25 protein-coding genes are annotated in these 25,235 nt (G+C 70.5%); 13 read left to right on the top strand and 12 right to left on the bottom strand.

Annotation, left to right across the window (positions count from 1 at the left end):
- Positions 1 to 14: 14 nt before the first annotated feature.
- Positions 15 to 989 carry a universal stress protein gene (locus tag DQ384_RS17635; RefSeq protein ID WP_114029926.1) on the top strand — a complete coding sequence of 325 codons (975 nt, stop codon included), beginning with the start codon at positions 15 to 17 and terminating at the stop codon, positions 987 to 989.
- Entirely contained in the window at positions 986 to 2,176 is a 1,191-nt protein-coding gene (locus tag DQ384_RS17630; RefSeq protein WP_114029925.1) for a site-2 protease family protein, read from the top strand. Before DQ384_RS17635 ends, DQ384_RS17630 begins: the two co-directional genes overlap by 4 nt.
- A 40-nt stretch (positions 2,177 to 2,216) precedes the next feature.
- Here DQ384_RS17630 and DQ384_RS17625 read toward each other — a convergent pair whose 3' ends face one another.
- Both DQ384_RS17625 and DQ384_RS17620 read right to left on the bottom strand, forming a co-directional pair.
- Positions 2,217 to 3,275, bottom strand: a complete 1,059-nt coding sequence (locus tag DQ384_RS17625; RefSeq protein WP_114029924.1) for a PP2C family protein-serine/threonine phosphatase — start codon at positions 3,273 to 3,275, stop codon at positions 2,217 to 2,219.
- A gap of 592 nt (positions 3,276 to 3,867) precedes the next feature.
- On the bottom strand, positions 3,868 to 4,098 hold the full coding sequence (locus tag DQ384_RS17620; protein WP_114029923.1) for a DUF2277 domain-containing protein: 231 nt from the start codon (positions 4,096 to 4,098) through the stop codon (positions 3,868 to 3,870).
- A gap of 134 nt (positions 4,099 to 4,232) precedes the next feature.
- On the opposite strand from DQ384_RS17620, the gene DQ384_RS17615 reads away from it, so the two are divergent.
- Together DQ384_RS17615 and DQ384_RS17610 are read left to right on the top strand one after the other, a co-directional pair.
- Positions 4,233 to 4,577 carry a hypothetical protein gene (locus DQ384_RS17615; protein WP_114029922.1) on the top strand — a complete coding sequence of 115 codons (345 nt, stop codon included), beginning with the start codon at positions 4,233 to 4,235 and terminating at the stop codon, positions 4,575 to 4,577.
- A gap of 27 nt (positions 4,578 to 4,604) precedes the next feature.
- Entirely contained in the window at positions 4,605 to 5,108 is a 504-nt protein-coding gene (locus DQ384_RS17610) for a hypothetical protein (RefSeq protein WP_114030071.1), read from the top strand.
- Positions 5,109 to 5,404: 296 nt separating this feature from the next.
- Here the strand turns inward: DQ384_RS17610 and DQ384_RS17605 are convergent, their stop codons facing one another.
- From DQ384_RS17605 to DQ384_RS17595, 3 genes are all read right to left on the bottom strand, one after another.
- Complete coding sequence (locus DQ384_RS17605) at positions 5,405 to 5,995, bottom strand: hemerythrin domain-containing protein (RefSeq protein WP_114029921.1); 591 nt, start codon at positions 5,993 to 5,995, stop codon at positions 5,405 to 5,407.
- Between the two features lie 101 nt (positions 5,996 to 6,096).
- A complete protein-coding gene (locus DQ384_RS17600) occupies positions 6,097 to 6,321 on the bottom strand; it encodes a hypothetical protein (RefSeq protein ID WP_114029920.1) in 225 nt (74 codons plus the stop codon).
- A 124-nt stretch (positions 6,322 to 6,445) separates the two neighbouring features.
- Positions 6,446 to 8,062 (bottom strand): cellulase family glycosylhydrolase, encoded by a 1,617-nt coding sequence (locus DQ384_RS17595; RefSeq protein ID WP_114029919.1) that lies wholly within the window; start codon positions 8,060 to 8,062, stop codon positions 6,446 to 6,448.
- A 327-nt stretch (positions 8,063 to 8,389) separates the two neighbouring features.
- On the opposite strand from DQ384_RS17595, the gene DQ384_RS17590 reads away from it, so the two are divergent.
- Positions 8,390 to 9,262 (top strand): maleylpyruvate isomerase N-terminal domain-containing protein, encoded by an 873-nt coding sequence (locus DQ384_RS17590; RefSeq protein ID WP_114029918.1) that lies wholly within the window; start codon positions 8,390 to 8,392, stop codon positions 9,260 to 9,262.
- Positions 9,263 to 9,531: 269 nt separating this feature from the next.
- On the opposite strand, the gene DQ384_RS17585 is transcribed toward DQ384_RS17590, so the two are convergent.
- From DQ384_RS17585 to DQ384_RS17575, 3 genes are read right to left on the bottom strand one after another with little or no spacing between them, the layout of a single operon-like run.
- Positions 9,532 to 9,825 carry a hypothetical protein gene (locus tag DQ384_RS17585; protein WP_114029917.1) on the bottom strand — a complete coding sequence of 98 codons (294 nt, stop codon included), beginning with the start codon at positions 9,823 to 9,825 and terminating at the stop codon, positions 9,532 to 9,534.
- On the bottom strand, positions 9,822 to 10,280 hold the full coding sequence (locus DQ384_RS17580; RefSeq protein ID WP_114029916.1) for a hypothetical protein: 459 nt from the start codon (positions 10,278 to 10,280) through the stop codon (positions 9,822 to 9,824). The genes DQ384_RS17585 and DQ384_RS17580 overlap by 4 nt, the downstream gene beginning before the upstream one ends.
- On the bottom strand, positions 10,277 to 10,567 hold the full coding sequence (locus tag DQ384_RS17575; protein WP_114029915.1) for a hypothetical protein: 291 nt from the start codon (positions 10,565 to 10,567) through the stop codon (positions 10,277 to 10,279). Before DQ384_RS17575 ends, DQ384_RS17580 begins: the two co-directional genes overlap by 4 nt.
- A gap of 625 nt (positions 10,568 to 11,192) precedes the next feature.
- Here DQ384_RS17575 and DQ384_RS17565 point away from each other — a divergent pair.
- Complete coding sequence (locus DQ384_RS17565) at positions 11,193 to 12,506, top strand: XRE family transcriptional regulator (RefSeq protein WP_245966561.1); 1,314 nt, start codon at positions 11,193 to 11,195, stop codon at positions 12,504 to 12,506.
- Positions 12,507 to 12,531: 25 nt separating this feature from the next.
- On the top strand, positions 12,532 to 13,011 hold the full coding sequence (locus DQ384_RS17560) for a GNAT family N-acetyltransferase (protein WP_114029914.1): 480 nt from the start codon (positions 12,532 to 12,534) through the stop codon (positions 13,009 to 13,011).
- Positions 13,012 to 13,094: 83 nt separating this feature from the next.
- On the opposite strand, the gene DQ384_RS17555 is transcribed toward DQ384_RS17560, so the two are convergent.
- The 4 genes from DQ384_RS17555 to DQ384_RS17540 form a co-directional block, all read right to left on the bottom strand.
- Positions 13,095 to 13,430, bottom strand: coding sequence for a PCC domain-containing protein (locus tag DQ384_RS17555; RefSeq protein WP_114029913.1), 336 nt, complete (start codon positions 13,428 to 13,430; stop codon positions 13,095 to 13,097).
- A 142-nt stretch (positions 13,431 to 13,572) separates the two neighbouring features.
- Positions 13,573 to 13,989 carry a VOC family protein gene (locus tag DQ384_RS17550; protein WP_114029912.1) on the bottom strand — a complete coding sequence of 139 codons (417 nt, stop codon included), beginning with the start codon at positions 13,987 to 13,989 and terminating at the stop codon, positions 13,573 to 13,575.
- 10 nt (positions 13,990 to 13,999) lie between these two features.
- Positions 14,000 to 14,374, bottom strand: a complete 375-nt coding sequence (locus tag DQ384_RS17545) for a helix-turn-helix transcriptional regulator (RefSeq protein WP_245966580.1) — start codon at positions 14,372 to 14,374, stop codon at positions 14,000 to 14,002.
- 122 nt (positions 14,375 to 14,496) lie between these two features.
- Entirely contained in the window at positions 14,497 to 15,315 is an 819-nt protein-coding gene (locus DQ384_RS17540) for an SDR family oxidoreductase (protein ID WP_114029910.1), read from the bottom strand.
- 217 nt (positions 15,316 to 15,532) lie between these two features.
- Between DQ384_RS17540 and DQ384_RS17535 the strand changes: the two genes are divergently transcribed.
- The 6 genes from DQ384_RS17535 (at position 15,533) to DQ384_RS17505 (ending at position 25,188) form a co-directional block, all read left to right on the top strand.
- Positions 15,533 to 15,949: a CBS domain-containing protein gene (locus tag DQ384_RS17535; RefSeq protein WP_114029909.1), complete on the top strand. Its 417-nt coding sequence runs from the start codon at positions 15,533 to 15,535 to the stop codon at positions 15,947 to 15,949.
- A gap of 453 nt (positions 15,950 to 16,402) precedes the next feature.
- Positions 16,403 to 20,107 (top strand): methionine synthase, encoded by a 3,705-nt coding sequence (gene metH / locus DQ384_RS17530; RefSeq protein WP_245966560.1) that lies wholly within the window; start codon positions 16,403 to 16,405, stop codon positions 20,105 to 20,107.
- Positions 20,108 to 20,412: 305 nt separating this feature from the next.
- Positions 20,413 to 20,502 (top strand): K(+)-transporting ATPase subunit F, encoded by a 90-nt coding sequence (gene kdpF / locus DQ384_RS17520; protein ID WP_114029906.1) that lies wholly within the window; start codon positions 20,413 to 20,415, stop codon positions 20,500 to 20,502.
- Positions 20,502 to 22,163 (top strand): potassium-transporting ATPase subunit KdpA, encoded by a 1,662-nt coding sequence (gene kdpA, locus DQ384_RS17515; protein WP_114029905.1) that lies wholly within the window; start codon positions 20,502 to 20,504, stop codon positions 22,161 to 22,163. Before kdpF ends, kdpA begins: the two co-directional genes overlap by 1 nt.
- A complete protein-coding gene (kdpB, locus tag DQ384_RS17510) occupies positions 22,163 to 24,310 on the top strand; it encodes a potassium-transporting ATPase subunit KdpB (RefSeq protein WP_114029904.1) in 2,148 nt (715 codons plus the stop codon). The genes kdpA and kdpB overlap by 1 nt, the downstream gene beginning before the upstream one ends.
- Entirely contained in the window at positions 24,310 to 25,188 is an 879-nt protein-coding gene (locus tag DQ384_RS17505) for a potassium-transporting ATPase subunit C (protein ID WP_114029903.1), read from the top strand. The genes kdpB and DQ384_RS17505 overlap by 1 nt, the downstream gene beginning before the upstream one ends.
- Positions 25,189 to 25,235: the final 47 nt, after the last annotated feature.

Genomic DNA, 25,235 nt, shown 5'->3' with positions numbered 1-25,235 from the left:
GGGGAGGAGGCACCATGAGCGGACACGTCACCGTCGGCGTCGACGGCTCGTCCGCCTCGATGGCCGCCGTCCGCTGGGCCGCCGACGACGCGTCGCGCCGCCGCGCCGGGCTGCGGCTGGTCCACGTCACGGAGCCCTGGGTGTACATGCAGCCGCCGGCCATGCCGTCCGGCGTGGAGGAGTCCCTGGCGGAGGCGTCGCGCGCGCTGCTCGCGCGGGCGGCGGAGCTGGCGCGCGAGCGCGTCCCGGGCCTGGAGGCCGAGACGGTGTCCCGGCTGGGCGACGTCCGCACCGAGCTGCTGCGCCAGGCGCGCGACGCCGAGACGCTGGTCGTGGGCCGCAGGGGGCACGGCGGGTTCATGGAGCTGGTGCTCGGCTCGGTGTCCATGGGCGTGGCCGGTCATGCCGCCTGCCCGGTGATCGTGGTCCCGCATGCGGAGGACGCGCCGGAGGAGCCCGAGGAGTCGTTCGAAGAGCACGGCGAGATGGTCGTCGGCCAGGACGGGGCTCCGGAATCGGAGCCCGCGCTCCGGTACGCGTTCGAGGAGGCCGCGCGGCGCGGATGCCGGCTGCGCGCCGTCTACGCGTGGGAGGAGTCCGTCTTCCTGCCCATGTTCGCCAGCTACACCCCCGACCTGGAACGACTGTACGACCTCGGGCAGCGGGCCGCCCGCGAGCAGCTCCTGCCGTGGGAGGAGAAGTACCCGCAGGTCGAGGTGGTGGAGTCGATGGTGCGGGCGCATCCGATCGAGGCGCTGTCGCGGGCGTCGTCCAGGGCCGACCTGGTCGTCGTCGGGTCCCGGGGCAGGGGCGCGCTCGGCTCGGCGATCCTCGGATCGGTCGGCCACGGCGTGCTCCACCACGCCCGGTGCCCCGTAGCCGTCGTACGGGTGTGCCCCGCCTCCCAGGACGACGCCTCTCAGCAGGTCGCCGCCTCTCAGGACGCCGCTTCGCCGGGGGGCGGGCGGAAGGAGGGCCAGGGCACATGAAGCAGAGCCTGCGCCTCGGACGCGTCGCGGGCATCCCCGTGGGGGCCCACTGGTCCACGCTGCTGATCGTGCTGCTGATCGGGGGAGTGCTGGCGAGCACCGTGCTGCCGCAGGCGATCCCCGGCCAGCCCCCGGGGCGCTACTGGGTCGTGGCGGCCTTCACCGCGATCCTGTTCCTGGCGTCCCTGCTGGGGCACGAGCTCGCGCACGCCCTCGTCGCCCGACGCAGGGGCGTGCCGGTCACCTCGATCACGTTGTGGCTGCTCGGCGGGGTCACCGAGTTCGCCGGGGAGTCGAGGACGCCGAGGGACGAGTTCCGGATCGCCGTGGCCGGGCCGCTGGTCAGCCTGATCCTGGGCGCCGTGTTCTTCCTCGCCGCCACGCTGCTCGCCGGTCCCGCGCTGGTGGTGGCCGCCGTCCGCTGGCTGGCGCTGATGAACGGCGTGCTGGCCGTCTTCAACATGCTCCCCGGGGCGCCGCTGGACGGCGGGCGGGTGCTGCACGCCGTCCTGTGGCGCCGGACCGGGGACCGGGCGCGCGCGGACCGGGCGGCCTCGCGGTCCGGGCAGGGGCTCGGCATGGCGCTGATCGCCGTCGGAGCCGCCCAGCTCGTCCTCGCCGCCTGGACGGGCGGGCTGTGGATGATGCTGATCGGCTGGTTCCTCGTCAGCGCCGCACGCGGCGAGGGCATGATCAGGGCCGCGCAGGAGGGGCTCAAGGGGTGGCGGGTCCGCGACGTGATGACGCCGTCGCCGGACGTCGCCCCCGCCTGGCAGGACGTCGACGACTTCATCACCACCACCGCGCTGCGCTCCCGCCAGAGCGTGTTCCCCGTGGTCGACTTCGCCGGCGGGTCGGCGGGGGTGCTCACGCTCCAGGCCCTCACGGCGGTCGCGCCCGAGAGACGGCACGACCTGCGGATCGCCGCGCTGGCGCGCCCGCTGACCCCCGAGCACCTGATGTCCCCGGACGACGACGCGAGCCGCATCCTGGAGCGGTCCGCGTCCTCGGGCGAGCTGATGGCCGTGGTGACCGAGGCCGGTCACGTCGTGGGCATGGTCACCAAGGCCGACTTCACCCGCGCGCTCCAGCAGGCGGTGCTGCGGACCATGACGGAGCCCGAGCACGCGCCGGACGCGCGGCCCGGCCAGCCGGGCGAGCCCCTGCGTGACGGTCCCGGCGGCTGAGCGCCTGTCCCGCGGCGGGACACGTTCCGGCCGGCCGGGGTCACCCGTCGCGGAAGCGGAGCAGCAGCATCGCCGCGTCGTCGTGTAGGGGCGCGTCGACGTGGTGGACCAGGTCGAGCCTGAGCGCCTCCAGCGCGGCCTCCGGGTCGTCGTCCTTGAGCAGGAACGCCCGCTCGGCGAGGGGGTAGAACCGCCCGGCGCGGTCGCGCGCCTCGATCACCCCGTCGGTGTAGAGCAGGATCTGGTCTCCCGGCCCGAACGCGACCTGGTGGGGGTTCGGGCCCTCGACCTCCAGGACGGCGAGGCCCAGCGGCGGCGCGCTGTCCGCCGGCTCGGCCAGCGTGATCGTCCCGTCCGCGTGGATGATCAACGGCGGCGGATGCCCGTAGTTGAGCAGCGTCAGCTTCCCGGCCGGATCGGCGTCCACCAGGATCGCGGTGACGAACTCCTCGCCGGACAGCCGCCGGTTGAGCGCCTTCTCCAGGCGGCCGCTCACGCCGCGCAGGTCGGTCTCGTCGTGGGCCGCCTCGCGGAACGCGCCGAGCACGAGCGCGGCGGTCTCGACGGCCTCCAGCCCCTTGCCCTGGACGTCGCCGACGATGGCGCGAACGCCACCGGGGCCGGTCACGACCTCGTACAGGTCGCCGCCGATGCGGGCCTCGGCGTTGGCCGAGGTGTACGACACGGCCGCACGTAAGTGGCCGGCGCGGCGCGGGACCGGCCTGAGCAGCACGCGCTGGGCGACCTCGGCCACCGACCGGACGTTGGCCAGCTCGCGCTCGCGCCGCTGGCGGCCCACCGTGGCGAGGATGCTCGCCGCGGTCACACCGGTGATGCTGACCAGGCTCATGTTGCTCTGCCGGTCGCCGAGCAGGCCGTTGTACCACGCGAGCACCAGCGAGGTGACCAGCGCGATCACGCCGATCAGCACGGTACGGCGCACACCGCCGACCAGGCTGGCGAACGCGGGCCCGACGGCCAGCAACGACAGATAGCCGAGGTCCGGCCCGGTCAGGACGTCGACCGCCGCGACGACGCCGAGCGACGCGAAGGGCAGCGCGCCCATGAGGCGTTGCGTTCTGCGGTTCACCTCGGCCATCGGCACTCCGCAGCCGTGACGGTCGGGGGACGCTTCAGGTCGCTCGTCACAGGGTGCCTCCGCGGGATTGGTCATTTCGGTCGATTGTCGACCAGACTTCCCGGTGCTCCGCGGCCACTGTAACAAGACCGGGAATCGGCGAACAGCGTGGCGACCTTACGTGCGAGTCACAGGTATGAGTGGTACGGGTTCGGGCGCGACCGGCGGGAGCGCGTCGCGTGGCCGGAAAAGGGCCCGGAAACGGGCATCGCGGAAGGCGCGGTGGCGACGCCCGCGTATGCCAACGGTGAACGGGATGGAAGCGGGATAATTTTGACCATTTCGCGCCTACGTGAGCAAGCACTCGACGACCTCACAGAACCTACGAACCGGACGCCGGTGGGCGTCTGAAAGCCGGACCGAGCCTGCCCGAGCGTGATTCGCGCCGGGAGGTCTCTGAAGGGCTCATGAATCGAACCTTACTCTGGGATCAGCCAACTGGGACCGATTCGATATAGGTCTTGAAGTTTCCGCGCGCAGTACAGGCTAAATTGGGCCTATAACCCGATCGCGCGAAATATGCGGATCAAATGGGAAATTGTGGCGCGATCAATCAGGGCGTCGCCTCGTCCCGCGCGACGGGCCTGAGGTGAAGTTCGTCCAGCAGGGCCTGCGTCGCCGCCGCGATCGTCTCCACGGCGCGGTCGAAGGCCTCGGCGTTGCGGGCGGACGGGGCGCGGAACCCCGAGATCTTGCGGACGTACTGCAGGGCCGCGGCCCGCACGTCGTCGTCGGTGACGTCGCTGGTGTAGGGCTCACGCAGGGTTTTGATGCTTCGGCACATGCAATGGACCGTACGTCATCCGGGGCGGGGGCCGCGGCTCGTACACGAGGCCGGGGGAAAGTCCAGGTCAACCATGGTTACCGGACATGTCGGCAGGGGGATGTCCCTAACCGTCCCGACTCAGGAGGCCCGCCATGGCGCAGACGACTACCACCGCCCCACCCCGCCAGACGCGTGCGCGGACGACGGGCACGACCCGGGGCCCCGCCTCCGGCGCCGCCGCCACCCGCCGCGGCGAGGACAGGCGGCACCACCGCCTTCCCGTGGGCGTCATGTACGAGATCAGGCTGCCGTTCATCGGCATGGTGGCGATCCCGTCGATCGAGAGGCTCACGTACTACGCGGCCCTGGCGGCGCTGGCGGCGTTCCGGCTCATCGACTGGCGGCTGGCGCTGATCATCGGTCTCGGGCACGCGCTCGCCGAGCAGAACCTGTTCCGCTCGCTGAAGGGCATCGGGCAGGCGGCCGAGGCCGTCTAGGCAGCCCTCGGGCAGGCGGTGCAGGCCATGAGCAGATCGTCCGTCCGCCGGCTCATCGCGGCGGGGGCACTGGCGGGCGCGGCGGGGACCACCGCCCTCTACACGGTCACCTACCTGGACCAGGTCGTCCGGGGCCGGCCCTCCAGCGACCTGCCCGCGCAGACCGCGCGGAAGCTCGCCGGGACGGTGGGAATCGAATTCGGCGAGGACGAGCGCGCGCGCAGCCGCGAGGAGGGCGCGGGCGCGCTGCTGGGCATCCTGGTGGGGGTCGGGCTCGGGGCAGCGTACGGGCTGCTGCGCGCCTCCGGCCGGGAGATTTCCGCGCCGGTGGCGGGCGTTGGGCTGGGCCTGGTGGCGATGGCGGCGGCCGACGCGCCGATGACGCTCCTCGGGCTCACGGACCCGCGTACCTGGGGGGTCGCGGGGTGGCTGTCCGACCTGATCCCTCATCTCACGTACGGGCTGGTGACCGTGTACGCGTTCCAGCTGATGGCCGAGGAGCGGCGGTCGCCGCGGGGACGGGCGCGGTAGGGCCGCGACTTCCGGTGTTCACGGCTCCGGCGGGGGTCGATTCGATGAACGGTGGATTAATCCAGGGTGAATGACCGGCAATGTCATCACCCAACCGACCGTCCGAACCTGAAATGCGCAGAACCGCGCGCCGGCCGGGGAATCGGTGTGAGGTACCGCCCCAGACGCGTTCCTGAAGCTTGGCGTGTCACTCTTTCGCCGTCGACTCAGAACAGAGCCGGAGTAGTCACGACTTTTCCCTGTTTATCGGCAATCCGGAAGCGTGCGCGACCCCTCGGGGGCCGCGCACAAACCGGTCAGTCGCCCTCCTTTTTCCCCATTGCCCGCCGGATGACGTCCCGGGCCCGGTCCATGATCGCGGCCGGCGTGCCCAAGACGATGTTCTTCGTCGCCGACTCCACCCCCGGGTGGGGATGCGTCGGGGCGAGGGACTCGGCCGCCTTGACGCCGAGCGCCATCGTCCGGCGCTCGCTGTCGCTGGTCTTCCTGACCAGCTCCGCGAACTCGTAGCGCTCCTCGTTGTCGGCGTGCTCGATCACGGACGTGCGCAGCTGCCGCAGGTTGGCGGGGAAGGACGCGTCGTCGGTGCCCTTCTCCTCCATGATCGTGAGCAACTGCTTGGCCTCGTTCTCTTCGCGCAGGCGCGCCTCCACGATGGCGTCCCCGTCGTCGATCGTCCGCCTGGCGTACGGATGGACGATCTCCTCCTCGGCCGTCTCGTGCACGGCGAGCAGGCGGACGAGCCGCTCGAAGGACTCGGCCCGCGCGCCGCCGGTCGCCCGCTCCACCTCGCCGAACAGTTCCTTGATCATCTCGTGCTGGTGGACGAGGAGCGCGACAACGTCGTTCTCGTCCATCAGTTCCGGGATCGTCTTGCCCTCTGCCATGAAGTTCCCCCGTGGTTCACTGCGGTCATGGTGGAACGGCCGGCAGCCACCGCTGGTCCGGTGGCCGCCGGCCGTCACCCGGCGCGATGGTGGATCGCCGCCTACTTGGTGCTGTCCGCCAGGTCGGTGAGCGCGACGGCGGTGCGGAAGTATTTGTTCCTGCCAAGGTCCCCGACCGTATTGATCTTGAATGCTTCCTTGAGGAGCTTGGCGTCGCCTTCGCTGACCCCGGCCAGCGCCGATACGGGCGCCTTAACGATCTCCGGGAGGCTCTTGTCCTCGAATTCCTTGTCGAGGAGCTTGGCCAAATCCGCCGTCACTGCCATGGATCCCCCACTGGTGTCGCCGGCCCGACGGGAGTGCCGGGCAATGAAAGCCTTCCCCGCCGGGATGCGAAACACGGACATGTGCGGAAAAGAGAGGGCAAAGAGGCTGTAGTGAAGAGGGCTGTCAGGAGCAGGTGTAGTCCGTCGGAACCTTGGTGTCGCCGTCCGGCCGGCTCGCCTGGAACCCGAAGCTCGCCGAGGCGTTCGGCGCCAGCGTCCCGTTGTACGACACGTTGCGCGCCGTCACCGACTGCCCGGACACCGTCGTCTGCGCGTTCCAGGCGTTGGAGAGCGTGTGCCCCGGCGGCAGCGTGAACTTCACCGTCCAGCCGGTGATGCCCGCGGTGCCGGTGTTGGTGACCTTCACCTCTACGACGTAGCCGTTGCCCCACTGGCTCTGCGTGGTGGCGTTGACCGTGCAGGTGCCCCCGCCGCCGCCCCCGGCCGTCGTGGTGAACGTGACCAGCGCCGAGTCGGGGGACACGTTGCCCGCGCCGTCGCGCGCCCGCACGTACACCTGGTACTGCGTGCTCGGCGTCAGGCCGGTCAGGGTGATCGAGTTCGTGGTGCTCTGGCCGAGCCGCGTGTCGGTGGCGCCCTGCTCGCGGTACACGTCGTACCCGGCGAGGCCCGAGCCGCCCGCGTCGGTGGAGGCCGTCCACGAGAGCGTCGCCCCGCTGGAGGTCACGGCCGAGGCGGTGGGGGTGCCCGGCCGGGTCGGGGGCGTCGTGTCCGGCGTGGTGCCCCCGAAGATCGCCGCCTCGCGGGAGGTCTGCTTGATGCCGTCGGCGCCGTTGAAGATGCGCTGTCCCCAGGGGGTCAGGCTCGCGGCGTTGAAGTTGGTGACCATGTCGAGGTACTCGACGCCGCCGCCGTTGCCGCTCCACGACCAGCCGATGTACCCGACGCCGCGCGCCCGCGCCTGCGCCATGATCGTGTCCTCGTCCGGGTTGCCGTCCGAGTGCATGTCGCCGAACTCGCCGATCACCAGCGGCAGCCGGGCCGTCCGGAAGGCGTCGAGGTAGGCGTTGATCTCCGCCGCCGTGTCGAAGACCCCGTACATGTGGATGGAGAAGACGGTGTTGTGCTGCGGGTCGGCGTTGAAGACGCTCGCCGCCGTGTCGCGCATGGTGAAGCCCCAGTCCTGTCCCCAGTTGGGCGCGTCGACCATGAGCAGGTGCTGGAAACCGGCGTTGCGCATCCGGGTGACGGCGCTGGTCGTGGCCTGGGTCCAGTTCGGGGTGACGGCGTTGTTGCCGAACGGCTCGTTGCCGATGTTGATGACGACGTAGTTCTCCTGGCCGGTGAGGGCGCTCTGGACGCTGATCCAGTAGTTGACCGCCGCGTCCAGCGTGACGGCGCCGCTCTGCTCGCCGTACCCGGTCGTGTCGTGGTTCTCCAGCACGCAGATCAGGCGGTTGGCCTTGCACTGGGCGACCACGTTGGCCACGTCGGCGGCGTTGTTGGCCGGCCACCGCCCGCCGCTGAGCACCACGCGCACGACGTTGGCGCCGAGGGACTTGATGCCGGCGAGTGAGGAGGTCGTCTGGGAGGCGTACCAGGCATGGGGGTGGCTCACGCCGCGCATGAGGAAGGTGCTGCCGTTCGCCTCGACGATGTCGGTGCCGCTCACGCGAAGGCCCACGGCGGCGTGGGCCGGGCTCGCGGCGGCGAGCATCGAGACCAGGAGGGCGAGGAGAGAGAGCAACGCTCCCCCTGCCGTCCGGAGTCGTTGTGTCATCGGTGGCCTTTCCTGTGCATTAACCGGTTAAGCTTGGGAGCGCTCCCATTCTGCGGAGAGGGCGCGCGGAAGTACAGAAGCCCGGCCCCGCGCGGGCACTCCCCGGCGTGAGCGGCCCGCCGCCGCGACCCGTCCGGCCTGCGCGGACGTGCCGCGCGCCATGACGGTGATCTGCCCGGCCCGGCGCGAAACGCTGAAAGTTTCAGGTGCCGGGATGCGGCGTCCTCGGGCCTGCGCCCATCCGGCCAGGGTGCGCACGCGGGAAGAACCGCGCCGCGAAGCCCGGTGTTAGCGTGATCGTGATCCGGACGAGGGGGACGATTTGCCATGGCCAGAGCCCACGAGCAGTGGCAGACCGTCCGTGCGACGGTGGAAGAGGCAGGCGACCGCTTCGCCCGCCTGCTGACCTCCGCCGCGCCCCAGGCGATGGCGACGCGCGACTGGACCGTCGCCGAGACCGGCGCGCACGTCGCGTCGATCGCGCGGCTCTACACCGCCATCGTGCGCGACGACGGCACCCCGCACCCGTTCCCCGAGCTCGCCGGGCCGATCGCGAACACCAACGTCGACACGGTGGCCGACGTCAACGACCTGGCCCTGCGCTCCTACCCCGAGCGCGACCCCGTCGAGCTGGCCCGGCGGCTGCGCGCCGACCTCGCCGAGGTGCTGCGCGTCACCGAGCACCTGGACCCGGCGACGCCCATCCCCTGGCTCGGCGAGGCCCGCGTCCCGGTCGCCGGGGTGCTCGCCCACATCGTGAACGAGATGCACCTGCACGGCTGGGACATCGCCCGCGCCGTCCGCGCGCCGTGGCGGATCCCGCCGCGCGAGGCCGCCCTGTTCTTCGACCTGTTCCTCATCGGGATGATCCGCGGCGACTACGGCCGGCTGATGGACACGGCCGGGCCCAAGCGGCGCGGGCGCATCGCCGTCCAGTTCCACTCCCGGTACACCGCCCCCGCCACGCTGGTGCTGCACGACGGGCGGGTGTCGGCCGAGGACCCCGGCCCCGGCACCGACATCCACCTGCGCTTCGACCCCTCGACCCTCAACCTCATGCTGTTCGGCCGCGTCAGCCGCCCGAAGGCCGTCCTCACCGGCAAGATCGCCGCCTGGGGCCGCCGCCTGTGGCTGCTCCCGCCGTTCCTGCGCGAGGTCCGCCTCCCGGCCAACCGCCGCCCCCGCCACCACTACGCCTGATCCCCTTCGAGACCCCCAAAGCACCCCGAACCGCCTAGCGGCCAGCAGTGGTGGCAACCTGGGATGCCAGCCGGTGTCGGGAGCGGGGCCGTGCAGCCGGCGGCCGCGCGCCCGCTTGGCGGTGTCGTGGAAAGCCCGGTCGGCGCGGAAGTGCTGGTTGAGAGTGGCCGGGCTCACTCCGAGCCGGCCGACCGCCGCCTTGAAGCTCAGCCCGTCCTCCACCAGGCGCAGGAATTCCGCGTGCCAGCCGGTGTCTCGACGCCTCGCCATCACCGGGCCCGCCCCAGCAGGACGAGTTCCCACAGGTCCGCGATGGGTGCGTACCGCATCCGCGAGGTCTGAACCGCCGTTTCGCCGGGGCCGGTCCGTTCGATGTACCCCCGTCCGCCGGAGGTGATCAGGTAGTACACGACCGGCCGGCACTCGCAGGTCCAGCGCAGCACCTTGCGCCGGGCCTCGCCCCGGGACGCGGGCATCCAGGCGACCGCCTCGCAGCCGGGCTGCGGGTCCAGGACATGGAAACCATGCCCGGCGGTGCCGTCCGTCGGTTGCAGGACGGTCACCGCAGACCGTCCTTGTCCCGGCTACCGGTGACCACCGTGGCGCATTCTTCGCACATCAGCACACCGGGCATCCAGATGACGCGCGACCCGGAGATGTCCACCACGCGTGCCCGAATGCCGCAGGCGGCAGGGGTCGTGGCGCCAGGTACGGCCAGTGACCACGGCACGGCGTGCTCGGTCCAGGACAGGGTGACCATCGCCACCGCGAACAACCGGCCGCCACCGACCGTACGGCCCACGGCCTCCGACGGCCCCTGCGTGCGCGGCCCGCTGGTGCCGGGGAAGTAGCCGCCCACCGAGACCCTCGCGGACGGCCCGAAACCGTACGGATCGCTTGCTTCGGGCTCGGCGGACGCGGCGGGCTCGGCCGATGCGATCGGATCGGCGGATGCGGCGGGTCCAGTGGGTGCGGCGGGGGACGTGGGCTCGGGGAGGTCTCTGCCGGGGGCGGTCATGCGACCCACGCCCACGGGCCGCCGACCCGTGCCATCGCGCCGAGCTCCGCCTCGCGCATCATCTCGCGCAGCTCCTCCACCGAGGCGGCCTCGACCCGTAGCGGTGCCGGACTGCGCCAGGTCGCGATGGCGAAGAACCGGCGGCTCCCCACGCCATAGGAGACGAACCACGCCGGCTCCATCTGGTCGAGCTGATGGGCCGCCGCCCGTTTGGCCAGGTCCCAGCGTCGGGATTCCACCTGGACGGGCGGCGTGCCGACCCGGTGCCGCCCGGGCTCGCGGCTCACGCGGCGACCCCACTGCGATACGGCTCCCGGCGGTACGGTTCGCGTGAGTACGGCTCGCGTGAGTACGGTTCGGCGCGGGACGGCTGACGTAGATACGGCTCCAGCCGAGCGGCCAACGGTGTGTCCCGCCCATGTGGAATCGCGGCGGGGGCGGGCCGAGCGTGCCTTCCTGGATAGGGATCGCCCAACGGAGGGATCATCCTCGGGCGTACGGGCGCCGCCGTCGGAAGCGAGCCGCACAGGCCGAGCCGGCGCCGCGCGTCCAGCCGGGCCTGCATCTGCGCCGCCGTCGGCTGCTCCCACTGGTGGTGACGCCGGTGCGGAAGGCTGGCGGCGTCGTGCGCGTACGGCGGATGCCCGCACCACCGGCAGCCGAGCGGCATCGGCGGAGCGTCGGCGTGGTGCCGCAGACGTATCAAACGCGCCACCGGGCGGTTACCGGCGGTCATAGCATGGGGCATGGTCGCAGCTCCGATGCGATCGAGGGCCCGTCCGGCGTCAGTAGCGCCGTGCGGGCCCGTCTTTTCACGGGTGGATCCATCAGAACGCTGCGTAATAAGTTTGCGACAGAGGATAACTTCGGATGCGTCGGGATATCCCCTGCATCCCCGTGAGGTGCGCGAATATGAGCGATCTCCCCACCTGGGCCGTCCGGCTGCGCGAAGAGCGGCAATTGCGCGATTGGTCCCTCCCGGACATGGTCCGGAGGTTGACCGACGCCGCCGATGTCCGCACGCGGGCACACCTGCCGACTCGCGACTCTTTGGTGCGAATGCTCCGCTCCTGGGAGGCGGGAAAACACCGGCCACGCGAGCCTTATCCCAAGTTGTTCGCCCGAGCCTTCGCGATCTCCGAAGCGGACCTGTTCGCGGATAACCCGGATACGACAGGGGAGGATACGTATCCGATGTATCCCCCGTCGGAGACTCACCAAGTCCCCGACGTCGCGCGTACCCTCGAAGTAACTCCTCCTACGTTCGTGGACACGATTGACATGGAACGTCGCGCTGTAATGCAGCTCCTTGCCGCGATCAGTGCTGGGGCGGTGATTCCCGCAGGCACCTTGGAGACCGTTCTGTCCGGGATAGAACATGCCCTAAGCAGTCATACCGACGTGGATGAATGGGAGGCCACCGTCCAGGAATATGACGAGTCGGCCAACGTACGCCCGATCGGGTCGCTGATCCCGGATCTGACCGCTGACATGCTCGCCGTAGGACGCCTGCTGGGCCGGGGGAACCCGCCGCTGGTGCAGGCGGGGTTGATGCGCGTCAGCGCGGGTCTGGGATGGTTGCTGGCCGCTCAGCTCGAAGACATCGGAGACCGGCGGGCCGCGCGCGTCACCTGGGGAACCACTCGCCGTGCCGCCGACGCCTCCGGCGACCGCGACATGGCGGTATGGGTCCGCTCCAAGGAAGCCAGCATGGCGCGCTGGAGCAACCGGCCTCCTACCGTCGCACTGACCTTGGCCAACGAAGCGATCAGCATCGCGAACGGGCACCCGTCCAAAGGTCTCGTGCAGGCGTACGTGGTGCGGTCCTGCCTGGCCGCCAGGCGGGCTGACGCAAGGGAGACAGAGACCGAGCTGAACGCGTTGGCCGAGACGTCAGAGCACCTCGGATGGTCCAGGTGGTTGTACAGGGGGCAAGGATACGCTTACAGCCTCCTGGGCGACCGCCGTGCGGAGACCGTACTGGACCACGCGCTCGCCCTCTACCCGCCTGACGCCACAGACCACATCGCCTCACTACGCATGATCCAGGCGATGGGCATGGTCCGGGAGCGTGAGATCACCGAGGGCCTTGAGCACGCGCTCACCAACATCAGAACCCCGATGAGCGCCCAAGGCCGCTTCGTGGTCGGCGAGATCCTCACCGCCCTCCCGGAAAAGGCCCGCAACCTTCCCGCCGCCCAGGAGTTGCGTGCGCTGACGGCATAAGGGCGGCGCGGGTATCGTCCACGCCATGGTCGAGGTGCGCCGTGCGGTTGTTGACGATGCCTGGGAATTGGTGAGGCTGCGTGGGGTGATGCTGGCGGCCGTGACGGGGGTGGCGCCCGCGCCGGGTCCCTGGCGGGAGGTCGCGGCCGGGTCGTTGCGCACGCGACTGGCGGATCCGGACGGCATGCTGACGGCATTCGTCATCGACAAACCGGACCGGCCTGGAGAGCTCGCGGCGTGTGCGGTCGGCGCCATCGATTGTCGGCTGGGCGGCCCGGACAACCCCAGCGGTGATGTCGGGTGCGTGTTCAACGTGGCCACCGACCCCGGCTACCGCAGGCGTGGGTACTCGCGGGCCTGCGTGGAGGCGTTGCTGCGCTGGTACCGGGGACGCGGGGTGGCGTGGGTCGATTTGCGGGCCTCACCCGAAGGGGAGCCGCTCTACCGGGCCTTGGGCTTCGTGCCCCTGTCCTCTCCGGCGATGCGGCTGACGATGCCGCCATAAGTCGGCATAAGTCGGTTTATGGCGGCATCGTTTGATCGACAGCCGGACTGATGGAACAGGTCCCGGCGCATGAGGAACAGCGGTCAGTCGCCGAGTGGGGCGATATAGACGTTCGCGAACCACGTGCCGACGTAGGCCGCGTGAAGGTGGCCGCATACGGCCTTGTTGCCCTCCACGGCCATCACGGCGTGAATGTGCGGCTTACCGTCCACGATCTCCCCCGTACCGGTCATTTCGGCAGGCTGCCCGCAGGTCGTGATGATGTCCGTCGTCGCGTCGTCGGCCGGCATGGTGGAGATCCGGAACGAGTCCACGGAGCCGATGAGTGAGACGATCGCGCCGTTCGTGATGCCCATCTCCGCGGCACGTGCCGCGAGAGTGTCGATCAACTCGCCGCTCTCAACCCGGATCAGACGCACGGATCGACCCCGTTCACGATGATCCCGAGCCCCCGCCCGTTCTCGGGATGAGGCTCAGATCATAGAGCCGCTCGGAGCGCCGGCACGGGAACGACGCTCGGAGCGTCTCCGAAGCCGAGCGCCCGGTTCTCGGGACCAGAGCTCACCGCTTGCGAGGCTGGCTGAAGCGCAGCATGTTGCCGGAGGGATCGCGGAAGGCGCAGTCGCGGACGCCGTACGGCTGGTCGATCGGCTCCTGGAGCACCTCGCCACCCGCGGCGCTGATGCGTTCGAAGACGGCGTCGCAGTCGTCGGTCCTGAAGATGACGCCGCGCAGCAGTCCCTTCGCCAGCAGTTCGGCCATGGTCTCCTTGTCGGCGGCCGAGGCGTTCGGGTTCGCGAGCGGCGGTTCGAGGACGATGTCCACATCGGGCTGCGACGGCGCGCCGACGGTCACCCAGCGCATCCCCTCGAACCCGACGTCGTTGCGCACCTCCATGCCGAGAACGTCCCGGTAGAAGGCGAGCGCCTTGTCGTGGTCGTCGACGGCGATGAAGCACTGTGAGAGCTGAATGTCCATGCCTCTCACGCTACGGGCGGCGGGCGGGTTTCGCTTCTCCGTTCCTGATCGGGCGCGTGTGGATCTTGGCTACGCAGGCCGGGATGGCGGCGCCCTCGTCATGGCGGCGGGCCCGGTACGAGCTCGGGCTCTCGCCGACCAGCTCGGTGAACCGCGAGCTGAACGACCCCAGCGAGGTACAGCCGACCGCGAAGCAGACCTCCGTCACCGTCAGGTCACCCCGCCGCAGCAGCGCCTTGGCCCGCTCGATGCGGCGCGTCATCAGGTAGCTGTACGGCGTCTCCCCGAAGGCGGCGCGAAAGCTGCGGGAGAAATGGCCCGTCGACATGAGGGCGACGCGCGCCAGCGCCGGAACGTCGAGCGGCTTGGCGTAGTCGCGGTCCATCAGGTCACGGGCCCGGCGCAGCCGGACGAGGTCCTCCAACGTCACACGACCACCATCCCACAGCGCCGGGCCCCGCCCGGTGCCGCCCTGGTGGAGCCCTGGCCACCCACCGCCGGTCCCGCTCAGACCGTGCGCCAGTCGCCGGACGTGACGGCGCTCGCGGCCTGCGGGCCCATCAGCGACAGGCCCCCGTCGACGAACATCGACGCCCCGGTGACATAGGACGACGCCGGAGAGGCGAGGAAGGCGATGAGCGTGGCGACCTCGCGGGCGTCGCCGGGACGGTCGATCGGGAACCCCGGCCTGCTCCCGGGCACGGGAGGCCGATCCTCCTGGCCCGTCATGGGTGTGGCGATCTCCCCGGGCGCGACGGTGTTCGCGGTGATCCCGTACTGCGCGAGCTCGATCGCCAGCACGCGCGTCAGCATGCGCAACCCTCCCTTGGCCGCGCAGTACGGCGCCGCGCCCACCCGGGGGTACTCCTCGTGGACGCTGGTGACGTTGACGATGCGTCCCCCTCGGCCGGTGTCCACCATGCGCCGCGCGGCCCGCTGGGCGCAGAGGAACGGCCCGTCCAGATCCACCGCGAGCACCGAGCGCCACGTGCCGAAGTCCATCTCCAGGACCGGGGTTCTGGACCCGGTCCCGGCGTTGTTCACCAGCACGCCGAGACCGCCCAGTTCGTCGGCCAGCTCGTCCACCACCGCGGACGCCGGCTCGGGGTGGGTCAGGTCGTGCCCGCGTACGGCCGCCGCCCGCCCGCGCTCGCGCACGAGCTTCGCTGTCCGCTCGGCCCCCGCCTGGTCGGTGTGGAAGGTGATCCCGACGTCGAACCCCTGCTCGGCCAGCTTCACCGCGGTCGCCCGGCCGATGCCGGAGTCGGCTCCGGTGATCACGGCGACGCTGTCGTACTCGCCGGAGGAGATCGGTGCCTCGCCCATCTCGATGCCTTTCCTTCACAACGGGTCCTTGGCGTACTGCCCGGGGAAAAGCAGGACCACGCCGAGGCTGACCTGCGCGGATGTCCTGCTCCGCGATCAGGCCCCGACGCTGGGGCGTTCCCGGCGCGGGGGCGCGGGCCATCGACGGCGCGGGTTTCAGGCCAGCGGCTCGGGGCACGCGGAGGAGACCTTCAGCCGTCCAACGGGAGGAGCGAGGATGCCGACCGCGCGAGAGATCATGACCCCGGACGTCGAATGCGTGACCACGGACGAGACGGTCTTCGAGGCCGCCGAGAAGATGGCACGGCTCGACGTCGGTTCCCTGCCGATCTGCGGAACCGACGACAGGCTCAAGGGAGTGCTCACCGACCGCGACATCGTGATCAAGGTCCTGGCGAAGGGCAAGGACCCCAAGGCGTGCCTGGCCGGGTCCCTGGCCCAGACCGAGGCGGTGACCATCGGCGCCGACGACGACGCCAAGGAGATCCTCCGCACCATGGCCAAGCACAAGATCCGCCGCCTTCCGGTCATCGACGGCCACCAACTGGTGGGCATAGTGGCCCTGGCCGACGTGGCGAGAGCCCTCCCCGACGCCCCGGTGGGCGACCTCCTGGACGCCATCACCGTCGACTGAGCCGATCTCGGCGAACTCCAAGAAGAGCCCCGGTGCGGAACGTCCCGCCCGGGGTTCCGCCGTTCCGCGGCAGAGGGTGTGCGGCCGTGTCGGCCTGACGGGCGGCCGTGGTGCTCGGGCGGCATTTGGCGCTCGCCTCGCGTGCGAGAGCTATTTAGGTCCGGCCCTGATTAAGGGCGATCAAGCCGTGATGTGGCGAGGGCCTCTAATCGGGGATCGGGCATTCGAAAGGACGCGTCCCCTATTCGCCTGGCAGGTGTCGCTCCCGCGGGTGGGCCGGACCCCAGAGACCCCCCGTAATACGCCCGTCCGGCGGGCGAGTGGTTCCAGGCCAACCACGTGCTCTTGTATCCTCGGGTTTCAAGCTGAGAGGCGCTGCGATGGATGCCAAGGCCCGCCGAACTTGGCCGGAACTGCTCCTCAAGGGCGCCTTCCGAATGGGGAGGTGGTCCGGTGGGAGGGCTCTTGAACCGCGGTGACGAGCATGAGGGTGGCGCCGTCCGGGTGGAGTCGGGCGCCGCGGCGGCGGGGAGGACTCAGGCTCTGCGGGAGCTTCTGGGGCAGCGAGTCGTGGTGCTGGACGGGGCATGGGGAACCATGCTCCAGGGTGCCCGGCTGACTCCCGACGATTATCGCGGTGAGCGCTTCCGAGATCATCCGTTCGACGTGACCGGTGATCCCGACCTGCTGAACCTGACCCGTCCCGATGTCGTGCTCGACGTGCACCGGCAGTACCTGGCGGCGGGCGTGGACATCACCACCACGAACACGTTCACCGCGACGAGCATCGGCCAGGCCGACTATGGGCTCCAGGCGCTGGTGCGGGAGATGAACCTGCGCGGCGCCCAGCTGGCGCGCCAGGCCGCGGACGAGGCGGGCGGGCGTTTCGTCGCGGGCTCGATCGGGCCGCTGAACGTGACCCTTTCGCTGTCCCCTCGTGTGGAGGATCCGGCGTACCGCGCGGTGTCGTTCGACGACGTGCGCGCCGCCTACGCCGAGCAGATCAAGGCGCTTGACGAGGGCGGGGTCGACCTGCTGCTCATCGAGACGATCTTCGACACGCTCAACGCGAAGGCCGCGATCGCCGCCGCGCGTGACGTGGCGCCGCACCTGCCGCTGTGGATCTCGGTGACCATCGTCGACCTGAGCGGGCGCACGCTGTCGGGGCAGACGGTCGAGGCGTTCTGGAACGCGATCGAGCACGCCGAGCCGCTGGTGGTCGGCGTGAACTGCTCGCTGGGCGCGGAGGAGATGCGTCCGCACGTGGCCGAGTTGTCGCGGCTCGCCGGTGTCTACACGGCGTGTCATCCCAACGCCGGCCTGCCGAACGCGTTCGGCGGCTATGACCAGACGCCGGAGGAGACCGCCCGGCTGCTGGGAGAGTTCGCCGCGTCGGGCATGGTGAACATCGTCGGCGGGTGCTGCGGGACGACGCCCGCGCACATCGCGCGGATCGCGTCCGCCGTGTCGGGCATGCCCCCGCGCCCGGTTCCGGAGCCGGCGGCGCGCACCAGGTTCAGCGGCCTGGAGCCCTTCGAGATCGGCCCGGACACCGGTTTCGTGATGATCGGAGAACGCACCAACGTCACGGGGTCGGCGCGGTTCCGCCGGCTGATCGAGGCGGGTGACTACCAGGCCGCCGTGGACGTCGCGCTGGAGCAGGTACGCGGCGGGGCCAACCTGCTCGACGTCAACATGGACGCCGACCTGCTCGACAGCGAGCAGGCCATGACCACCTTCCTGAACCTGATCGCGACCGAGCCCGAGGTCGCCCGCACCCCGATCATGATCGACAGTTCGCGGTGGAGCGTGCTGGAGGCCGGGCTCAAGTGCGTGCAGGGCAAGGGCGTGGTCAACTCGATCAGCCTCAAGGAGGGCGAGGGCCCGTTCCTGGAGCAGGCCCGGCGCATCCGCGACTACGGCGCCGGCGTGGTCGTCATGGCCTTCGACGAGCAGGGCCAGGCCGACACCACCGAGCGCAAGGTGGCGATCTGCGCCCGCGCCTACGACCTGCTCACGCGGGAGGCCGGCTTCCCCGCCGAGGACATCGTGTTCGACCCCAACGTGCTCGCCGTCGCGACCGGCATCTCCGAGCACAACGGCTACGCGAAGGCGTTCATCGACGCGCTGCCGCTGATCAAGGAACGCTGCCCCGGAGCGCGGACCAGCGGCGGCATCTCCAACCTGTCGTTCTCCTTCCGTGGCAACGACGTCGTCCGCGAGGCCATGCACTCGGCGTTCCTCTTCCACGCCGTGCGCGCCGGGCTGGACATGGGCATCGTCAACGCGGGGCAGCTCGCGGTCTACCAGGACATCCCCGCCGACCTGCTGGAACTCGTCGAGGACGTGCTGTTCGACCGCCGCCCCGACGCGACCGACCGGCTCGTCTCGTTCGCCGAGACGGTCAGCGGGACGGGCACCCGGCGCACGGTGGACCTGTCCTGGCGCGAGGCGCCGGTGGCGGAGCGCCTGGCCCACGCGCTCGTGCACGGCATCGTCGACTTCATCGAGGCCGACACCGAGGAGGCCCGGCAGCAGGTGACGCGCCCGCTCCAGGTGATCGAGGGGCCGCTGATGGACGGCATGAAGACCGTCGGTGACCTGTTCGGCGCGGGGAAGATGTTCCTGCCGCAGGTGGTGAAGAGCGCGCGGGTGATGAAGCGCGCGGTCGCCTACCTGGAGCCGTACATGGAGGCCGAGAAGGAGCAGGCGCGGCTGGACGGCCGCGCCGACGTCGTGCGCGGCAACGGAAAGGTGGTGCTCGCCACCGTCAAGGGCGACGTGCACGACATCGGCAAGAACATCGTCGGCGTCGTGCTCGGCTGCAACAACTACGAGGTCATCGACCTCGGGGTCATGGTGCCCGCCGGTGTCATCCTCGACACCGCGATCGCCGAGGGCGCCGACGCCGTGGGCCTGTCGGGGCTGATCACCCCGTCACTGGACGAGATGGTCGGCGTCGCCACCGAGATGAAGCGCCGTGGCCTGAAGCTCCCCCTGCTGATCGGCGGCGCCACCACGTCGCGCCAGCACACCGCGGTGCGCATCGCCCCCGCCTATGACGGCACCACGGTGCATGTGCTCGACGCGTCCCGCGTCGTCGGCGTGGTCTCCGACCTGCTCGACGCCGACCGGGCCGAGGCGCTGGCCGTGAGCAACCACGCGGAGCAGGAGCGCCTTCGCGAGCAGTACGCGAACCGCGAGCAGCGTCCCCTGCTGACCCTCGCGCAGGCCCGTGCGAACCGTGAGCAGGTTCCGTTCGACGACCTGCCGGTCCCCGCCTTCACCGGCATCCGCGCGGTCGAGCCGGATCTCGCCACGCTCCGCGAGATGATCGACTGGCAGTTCTTCTTCCTCGCCTGGCAGTTGAAGGGCAAGTATCCGGCGATCCTGGAGCAGCCGGCCGCCCGCGAACTGTACGACGAGGCGAACGTCCTGCTGGACCAGATCATCGCGGACGAGTCGTTCCGCGCCCGGGGGGTCTACGGCTTCTGGCCGGCCCACTCCGAGGGCGACGACCTCGTGATCGTCACCGAACCGCAGGAGGCGGGCGACCGCGGCGTGCTGCGCCTGCCGATGCTGCGCCAGCAGACGTCCAAGCCGGCGGGCCGTCCCAACCGGAGCCTCGCCGACTACGTGGCTCCGGCCGGGGACCACCTCGGCGGGTTCGCCGTGAGCGTCCATGGCGCCGAAGAACTCGCCCGCACCTTCGAGGCCCGGCAGGACGACTACCGGGCGATCATGGTGAAGGCCCTGGCCGACCGCTTCGCCGAGGCGTTCGCCGAGTACGTCCACCTGGAGGCGCGGCGCGCCTGGTACGAGCCGGACGCCGCCCCCCGGGTTGAGGAACTGCACGCTGAGCAGTTCCGGGGTATTCGCCCCGCCTTCGGTTACCCCGCGAGCCCGGACCACAGCCAGAAGCAGGACCTGTTCGACCTGCTCGACGCCAAGCAACTCGACATGGGCCTGACCGAATCCTTCGCGATGACCCCGGCCGCCAGCGTCAGCGGCCTGCTCTTCGCGCATCCCTCGTCGCGGTATTTCACCGTGGGGCGCATCGGCCGCGACCAGGCCGAAGATTACGCCGCGCGCAGAGGTCTCGATCTTTCCGAGGTCGAGCGCTGGCTGCGCCCCAACCTCGCCTACGACCCCGAGTGACCTCGGGTGGGTGGACGAACCCGGCGACCTGAGCGGGCGCGCTTGTAGATGGGCGTGCTCGGGGTTCGCCGGGGGGCGGGCGTAAAGATCGCGTCAAAAGTGGGCACGGTGGCGTAGGGAGGGCGTCAAGAGGCGCAAAAGTTCGCGAATCCGGCTATTTCCTGGCTTTGAGGCTGTTCGAGGTGGACAGCCAAGTGCTAGTGGTTCCGGATTTGAGGAGTGGGGATGGCTGACGTCATCTTCGTCGCCCTGACGATCGCGATCTTCGTGATCCTCGGGTTCGTCGTCAAGGCGGTGGAGCGCCTGTGAGCGCTGTCAACGCCGCGGGGCTGGTGGTCACCGCCGGTCTCGTGATCTTCATGGTCGCGGCCCTCCTGTTCCCGGAGCGCTTCTGATGTCGTCGACCGGCGCGGGGATCCTGTTCATCGGATCCCTGATCGTCGCCCTGGCCGTGACGCACCGGCCCCTCGGCGACTACATGTACCGCGTCTACACCGGGACGCGGCATCTGGCGGTGGAGCGCGTGCTCTACCGGCTCGTCGGCGTCCACCCGGAGGCCGAGCAGCGGTGGAGCGCGTACGCCCGCGCGGTGCTGGCGTTCTCGGCCGTCTCCGTCCTCTTCCTGTACGCCTTCCAGCGGCTCCAGGACAAGCTCTTCCTGAGCCTGGGCTTCCCGGCCGTGCCCGACCACGTCGCGTGGAACACGGCGGTCAGCTTCGTCACCAACACCAACTGGCAGGCGTACTCGGGTGAGTCCACGATGGGTCACCTGGTGCAGATGGCCGGCCTGGCCGTGCAGAACTTCATGTCGGCGGCGGTCGGCATGTCGGTGGCGGTGGCCCTGGTGCGCGGGTTCGCCCGCAGGAACACCGAGGACCTGGGCAACTTCTGGGTGGACCTGATCCGCGGCACGGTGCGCATCCTGCTGCCGATCGCCTTCGTCGGGGCGATCGTCCTGGTGGCCGGAGGTCTGATCCAGAACTTCGCCGAGCCGCACACCGTCACGACCCTGACAGGCGGGCAGCAGGCCATCACGGGCGGCCCGGTGGCGAGCCAGGAGATCATCAAGGAGCTGGGCAACAACGGCGGCGGCTTCTACAACGCCAACTCCTCCCACCCGTTCGAGAACGCCACCAACTGGACGAACTGGATCGAGGTCTTCGCGATCCTCATGCTGCCGTTCGCGCTGCCCCGCACGTTCGGCCGCATGGTGGGCGACAGGCGGCAGGGCTACGCCATCGCGGCGATCATGGGCATCCTGGCCCTCACGAGCATCGTCGTGCTGACCGGGTTGGAGATCGCGCACCACGGGACCGTCCCCCAGGCGGTCGGGGCCGCGATGGAGGGCAAGGAGGTCAGGTTCGGTGTCCCCAACTCGGGCACGTTCGGCGCCGCCACGACGCTGACCTCGACCGGGGCGGTGAACTCCTTCCACGACTCCTACACCGCGCTCGGCGGCATGATCACCATGGTGAACATGATGCTGGGCGAGGTCGCGCCCGGCGGCGTCGGCGCGGGCCTGTACGGCATGCTGGTGCTCGCGGTGATCACGGTGTTCGTCGCGGGCCTGATGGTCGGCCGCACGCCCGAGTACCTCGGCAAGAAGATCGGCTCCCGCGAGATCAAGCTCGCCTCGCTGTACTTCCTGACCACGCCGGTGCTGGTGCTCATCGGCACGGCGCTGGCGATGGGCTCCCCGACAGAGCGCGCGAGCATGCTGAACACCGGCCCGCATGGCCTGTCCGAGGTCCTCTACGCCTTCACCAGCGCCTCCAACAACAACGGCTCGGCGTTCGCGGGCCTCACCGTCAACACGCCTTGGTACGACACCGTGCTCGGCCTGTGCATGGCGTTCGGCCGTTTCCTGCCGATCGTCTTCGTGCTCGGGCTCGCGGGTTCGCTGGCCAGGCAGGCGCCCGTGCCGGCGTCGGCGGGCACGTTGCCCACGCACCGGCCGCAGTTCGTCGGGATGGTCGTCGGCGTGACGGTCATCCTGGTCGCGCTGACCTTCCTCCCCGCCCTGGCGCTCGGGCCGCTCGCAGAAGGAATTCGGTAATGGCTACCCCAGTGGTCCACGCGCCGGGCCGTCCCCCCGTGCCGCACAAGAACGCCAAGGTGGGGGGTGGCCTGCTCGACCCCAAGCAACTGGTCAGGTCCCTTCCGGACGCGCTGCGCAAGCTCAGCCCGGCCACGCTGTGGCGCAACCCGGTCATGTTCATCGTCGAGATCGGCGCGGCGTTCACCACCGCCCTGGCGATCAGCGGCCCGTCCCTCTTCGCGTGGGCGATCGTCGTCTGGCTGTGGCTGACGGTGATCTTCGCCAACCTGGCCGAGGCGGTGGCCGAGGGCCGGGGCAAGGCGCAGGCCGCCACGCTCCGCGCCGCCAAGCGCGACACGATGGCGCGCCGGCTCACCGGCTGGACCCCCGGCCAGACGTCCCTCATCGAGGAGCCGGTGGGCGCCCCCGAGCTGCGGCAGGGGGACGTCGTCGTGGTCGAGGCCGGGGGGATCATCCCCGGGGACGGCGACGTGGTGGAGGGCATCGCCAGCGTGGACGAGTCCGCCATCACGGGCGAGTCGGCGCCGGTGATCCGCGAGTCCGGCGGCGACCGGTCGGCGGTCACGGGCGGCACCAAGGTGCTGTCGGACCGCATCGTCGTCAGGATCACCCAGAAGCCCGGCGAGAGCTTCATCGACCGCATGATCGCCCTGGTGGAGGGCGCGAACCGGCAGAAGACCCCGAACGAGATCGCGCTCAACATCCTGCTGGCCGCGCTGACGATCATCTTCCTGGTCGCCACCGCCACCATGCAGCCGCTGGCCATCTACTCCAAGGCCCAGAACCCGGGCATTCCCGACTCTCTGGCCCTCACCGGGGACGGCGTCACCGGGATCGTCCTGGTCTCGCTGCTGGTCTGCCTGATCCCGACGACGATCGGCGCGCTGCTGTCGGCGATCGGCATCGCCGGAATGGACCGGCTGGTGCAGCGCAACGTGCTGGCGATGAGTGGCCGCGCGGTCGAGGCGGCCGGGGACGTGGGCACGCTGCTGCTGGACAAGACCGGCACGATCACGCTGGGCAACCGGCAGGCGTCCGACTTCTCCCCGGCCCCGGGCATCGCGGCCGACGACCTGGCCGCCGCCGCGCAGCTCGCGAGCCTGGCGGACGAGACCCCCGAGGGCCGCTCGATCGTGGTGTTCGCCAAGCAGGCGTACGGCCTGCGGGAACGCGAGCCGGGCGAGCTGGCGCACGCCGAATGGATCGTCTTCACCGCCCAGACCCGCATGTCCGGGGTGAACCTGGAAGGCAGGCAGGTGCGCAAGGGCGCGGCCACCGCCGTCATGAAGTGGGTGCGCGACAACGGCGGTCACCCCACCGACGAGGTGGGCCACCTGGTGGACGGCATCTCGGCCTCGGGCGGCACGCCGCTGGTGGTCGGCGAGGTGCTGGACGGCAAGGCCCGCGTGCTCGGCGTGATCCACCTGAAGGACGTCGTCAAGCAGGGCATGCGCGAGCGGTTCGACGAGATGCGCCGGATGGGCATCCGCACCGTGATGATCACCGGGGACAACCCGCTGACGGCGCGGGCCATCGCCGAGGAGGCGGGGGTGGACGACTTCCTGGCCGAGGCCACCCCGGAGGACAAGCTGGCGCTGATCCGCGAGGAGCAGGCGGGCGGCCGTCTGGTCGCGATGACGGGGGACGGCACCAACGACGCCCCCGCGCTGGCCCAGGCCGACGTCGGGGTGGCGATGAACACCGGCACCTCGGCCGCCAAGGAGGCCGGGAACATGGTCGACCTGGACTCCAACCCGACCAAGCTCATCGAGATCGTGGAGATCGGCAAGCAGCTGCTGATCACGCGGGGCGCGCTGACGACGTTCTCCATCGCCAACGACATCGCCAAGTACTTCGCGATCATCCCGGCGATGTTCGCCGCCGTCTACCCGGGCCTGGACGCGCTCAACATCATGCGCCTGGCCAGCCCGCAGTCGGCGATCCTGTCGGCGGTGATCTTCAACGCGATCGTCATCGTGGCGCTGATCCCGCTCGCGCTGCGCGGCGTCCGCTACCGGCCCTCGACGGCGTCCAAGCTGCTCAGCCGCAACCTGTACGTGTACGGGCTGGGCGGCATCGTCGTCCCGTTCATCGGGATCAAGATCATCGACTTGGTCATCCACTTCCTTCCGGGGATGTCGTAATGGAACGCCTGCCCAGCTGGATCCGCCAGCACCTCGCCGCGCTGCGCGCGCTGCTCGCCCTCACCCTGCTGACGGGGGCCCTCTACCCGCTGGTGATCACCGGCATCGCCCAGGGCCTGTTCAACGGCCACGCCAACGGCTCGATCGTCCAGAAGGACGGGAAGGACGCCGGAAGCGCGCTCGTCGGCCAGCTCTTCACCGACGCGAACGGACAGCCCGTCAGGAAGTACTTCCAGAGCCGTCCGTCGGCGGCCGGCGCCGGGTACGACCCGATGTCCACCGGCGCGAGCAACCTCGGCCCGGAGGACATCGTGGACACCCTGCCCGTCTCCGGCGCCAAGGACGACAAGGGCAACCCGGACACCGGGCGGCAGAGCCTGCTCACCCGGGTCTGCGCCCGCAGCAAGGCCGTGGGCGCGCTGGAGGGCGTCAGCGGCGCCCGGCCGTACTGCACGCCCGACGGGGTGGGCGCGGTGCTGAAGGTCTTCCCCGCCGTCGGGACGCCCACGCGCGCGGTCAGCGTCAACCAGGCGTGCCCCGCCGCCCCCTTCGTCGCCGTCTACCAAGGCGTGAAGGTGGAGTGCGGCAAGCCGGGTGAGGACTACGCGGCCGGGCGCACGGTCGCGGTCCGGGGGACGGGCACGGCCGTGGTGCCGGCCGACGCGGTCACCGCCAGCGGCTCCGGCCTGGACCCGGACATCTCGGTCGCCTACGCCGACCTTCAGGCGGGCAGGGTCGCACGGGAGCGCGGCCTCGCCGCCGATCAGGTCAGGGCCCTCATCGAGCGGAACACGACCGGCCGCGGGCTCGGCTTCATGGGGGAGCCGGCGGTGAACGTCCTCCAACTCAACCTCGCCCTGGACCGGCTCAGGCGGTGAGCAGGCCGAAGAGGTAGAACCGGATACACCGAACACGTCGGCACAGC

Origin of the sequence: Sphaerisporangium album, from assembly GCF_003323745.1 — a bacterium.
Classification (GTDB): Bacteria; Actinomycetota; Actinomycetes; order Streptosporangiales; family Streptosporangiaceae; genus Sphaerisporangium; species Sphaerisporangium album.
This window is presented reverse-complemented; position numbering and strand designations above follow the sequence as displayed.

Coding starts and splice junctions, on each gene's coding strand:
- DQ384_RS17635 (WP_114029926.1), top strand. CDS start 15: ATGAGCGGACACGTCACCGTCGGCGTCGACGGCTCGTCCGCCTCGATG.
- DQ384_RS17630 (WP_114029925.1), top strand. CDS start 986: ATGAAGCAGAGCCTGCGCCTCGGACGCGTCGCGGGCATCCCCGTGGGG.
- DQ384_RS17625 (WP_114029924.1), bottom strand. CDS start 3,275: ATGGCCGAGGTGAACCGCAGAACGCAACGCCTCATGGGCGCGCTGCCC.
- DQ384_RS17620 (WP_114029923.1), bottom strand. CDS start 4,098: ATGTGCCGAAGCATCAAAACCCTGCGTGAGCCCTACACCAGCGACGTC.
- DQ384_RS17615 (WP_114029922.1), top strand. CDS start 4,233: ATGGCGCAGACGACTACCACCGCCCCACCCCGCCAGACGCGTGCGCGG.
- DQ384_RS17610 (WP_114030071.1), top strand. CDS start 4,605: ATGAGCAGATCGTCCGTCCGCCGGCTCATCGCGGCGGGGGCACTGGCG.
- DQ384_RS17605 (WP_114029921.1), bottom strand. CDS start 5,995: ATGGCAGAGGGCAAGACGATCCCGGAACTGATGGACGAGAACGACGTT.
- DQ384_RS17600 (WP_114029920.1), bottom strand. CDS start 6,321: ATGGCAGTGACGGCGGATTTGGCCAAGCTCCTCGACAAGGAATTCGAG.
- DQ384_RS17595 (WP_114029919.1), bottom strand. CDS start 8,062: ATGACACAACGACTCCGGACGGCAGGGGGAGCGTTGCTCTCTCTCCTC.
- DQ384_RS17590 (WP_114029918.1), top strand. CDS start 8,390: ATGGCCAGAGCCCACGAGCAGTGGCAGACCGTCCGTGCGACGGTGGAA.
- DQ384_RS17580 (WP_114029916.1), bottom strand. CDS start 10,280: ATGACCGCCCCCGGCAGAGACCTCCCCGAGCCCACGTCCCCCGCCGCA.
- DQ384_RS17565 (WP_245966561.1), top strand. CDS start 11,193: ATGAGCGATCTCCCCACCTGGGCCGTCCGGCTGCGCGAAGAGCGGCAA.
- DQ384_RS17560 (WP_114029914.1), top strand. CDS start 12,532: ATGGTCGAGGTGCGCCGTGCGGTTGTTGACGATGCCTGGGAATTGGTG.
- DQ384_RS17550 (WP_114029912.1), bottom strand. CDS start 13,989: ATGGACATTCAGCTCTCACAGTGCTTCATCGCCGTCGACGACCACGAC.
- DQ384_RS17545 (WP_245966580.1), bottom strand. CDS start 14,374: ATGGACCGCGACTACGCCAAGCCGCTCGACGTTCCGGCGCTGGCGCGC.
- DQ384_RS17540 (WP_114029910.1), bottom strand. CDS start 15,315: ATGGGCGAGGCACCGATCTCCTCCGGCGAGTACGACAGCGTCGCCGTG.
- DQ384_RS17535 (WP_114029909.1), top strand. CDS start 15,533: ATGCCGACCGCGCGAGAGATCATGACCCCGGACGTCGAATGCGTGACC.
- kdpA (WP_114029905.1), top strand. CDS start 20,502: ATGTCGTCGACCGGCGCGGGGATCCTGTTCATCGGATCCCTGATCGTC.
- kdpB (WP_114029904.1), top strand. CDS start 22,163: ATGGCTACCCCAGTGGTCCACGCGCCGGGCCGTCCCCCCGTGCCGCAC.
- DQ384_RS17505 (WP_114029903.1), top strand. CDS start 24,310: ATGGAACGCCTGCCCAGCTGGATCCGCCAGCACCTCGCCGCGCTGCGC.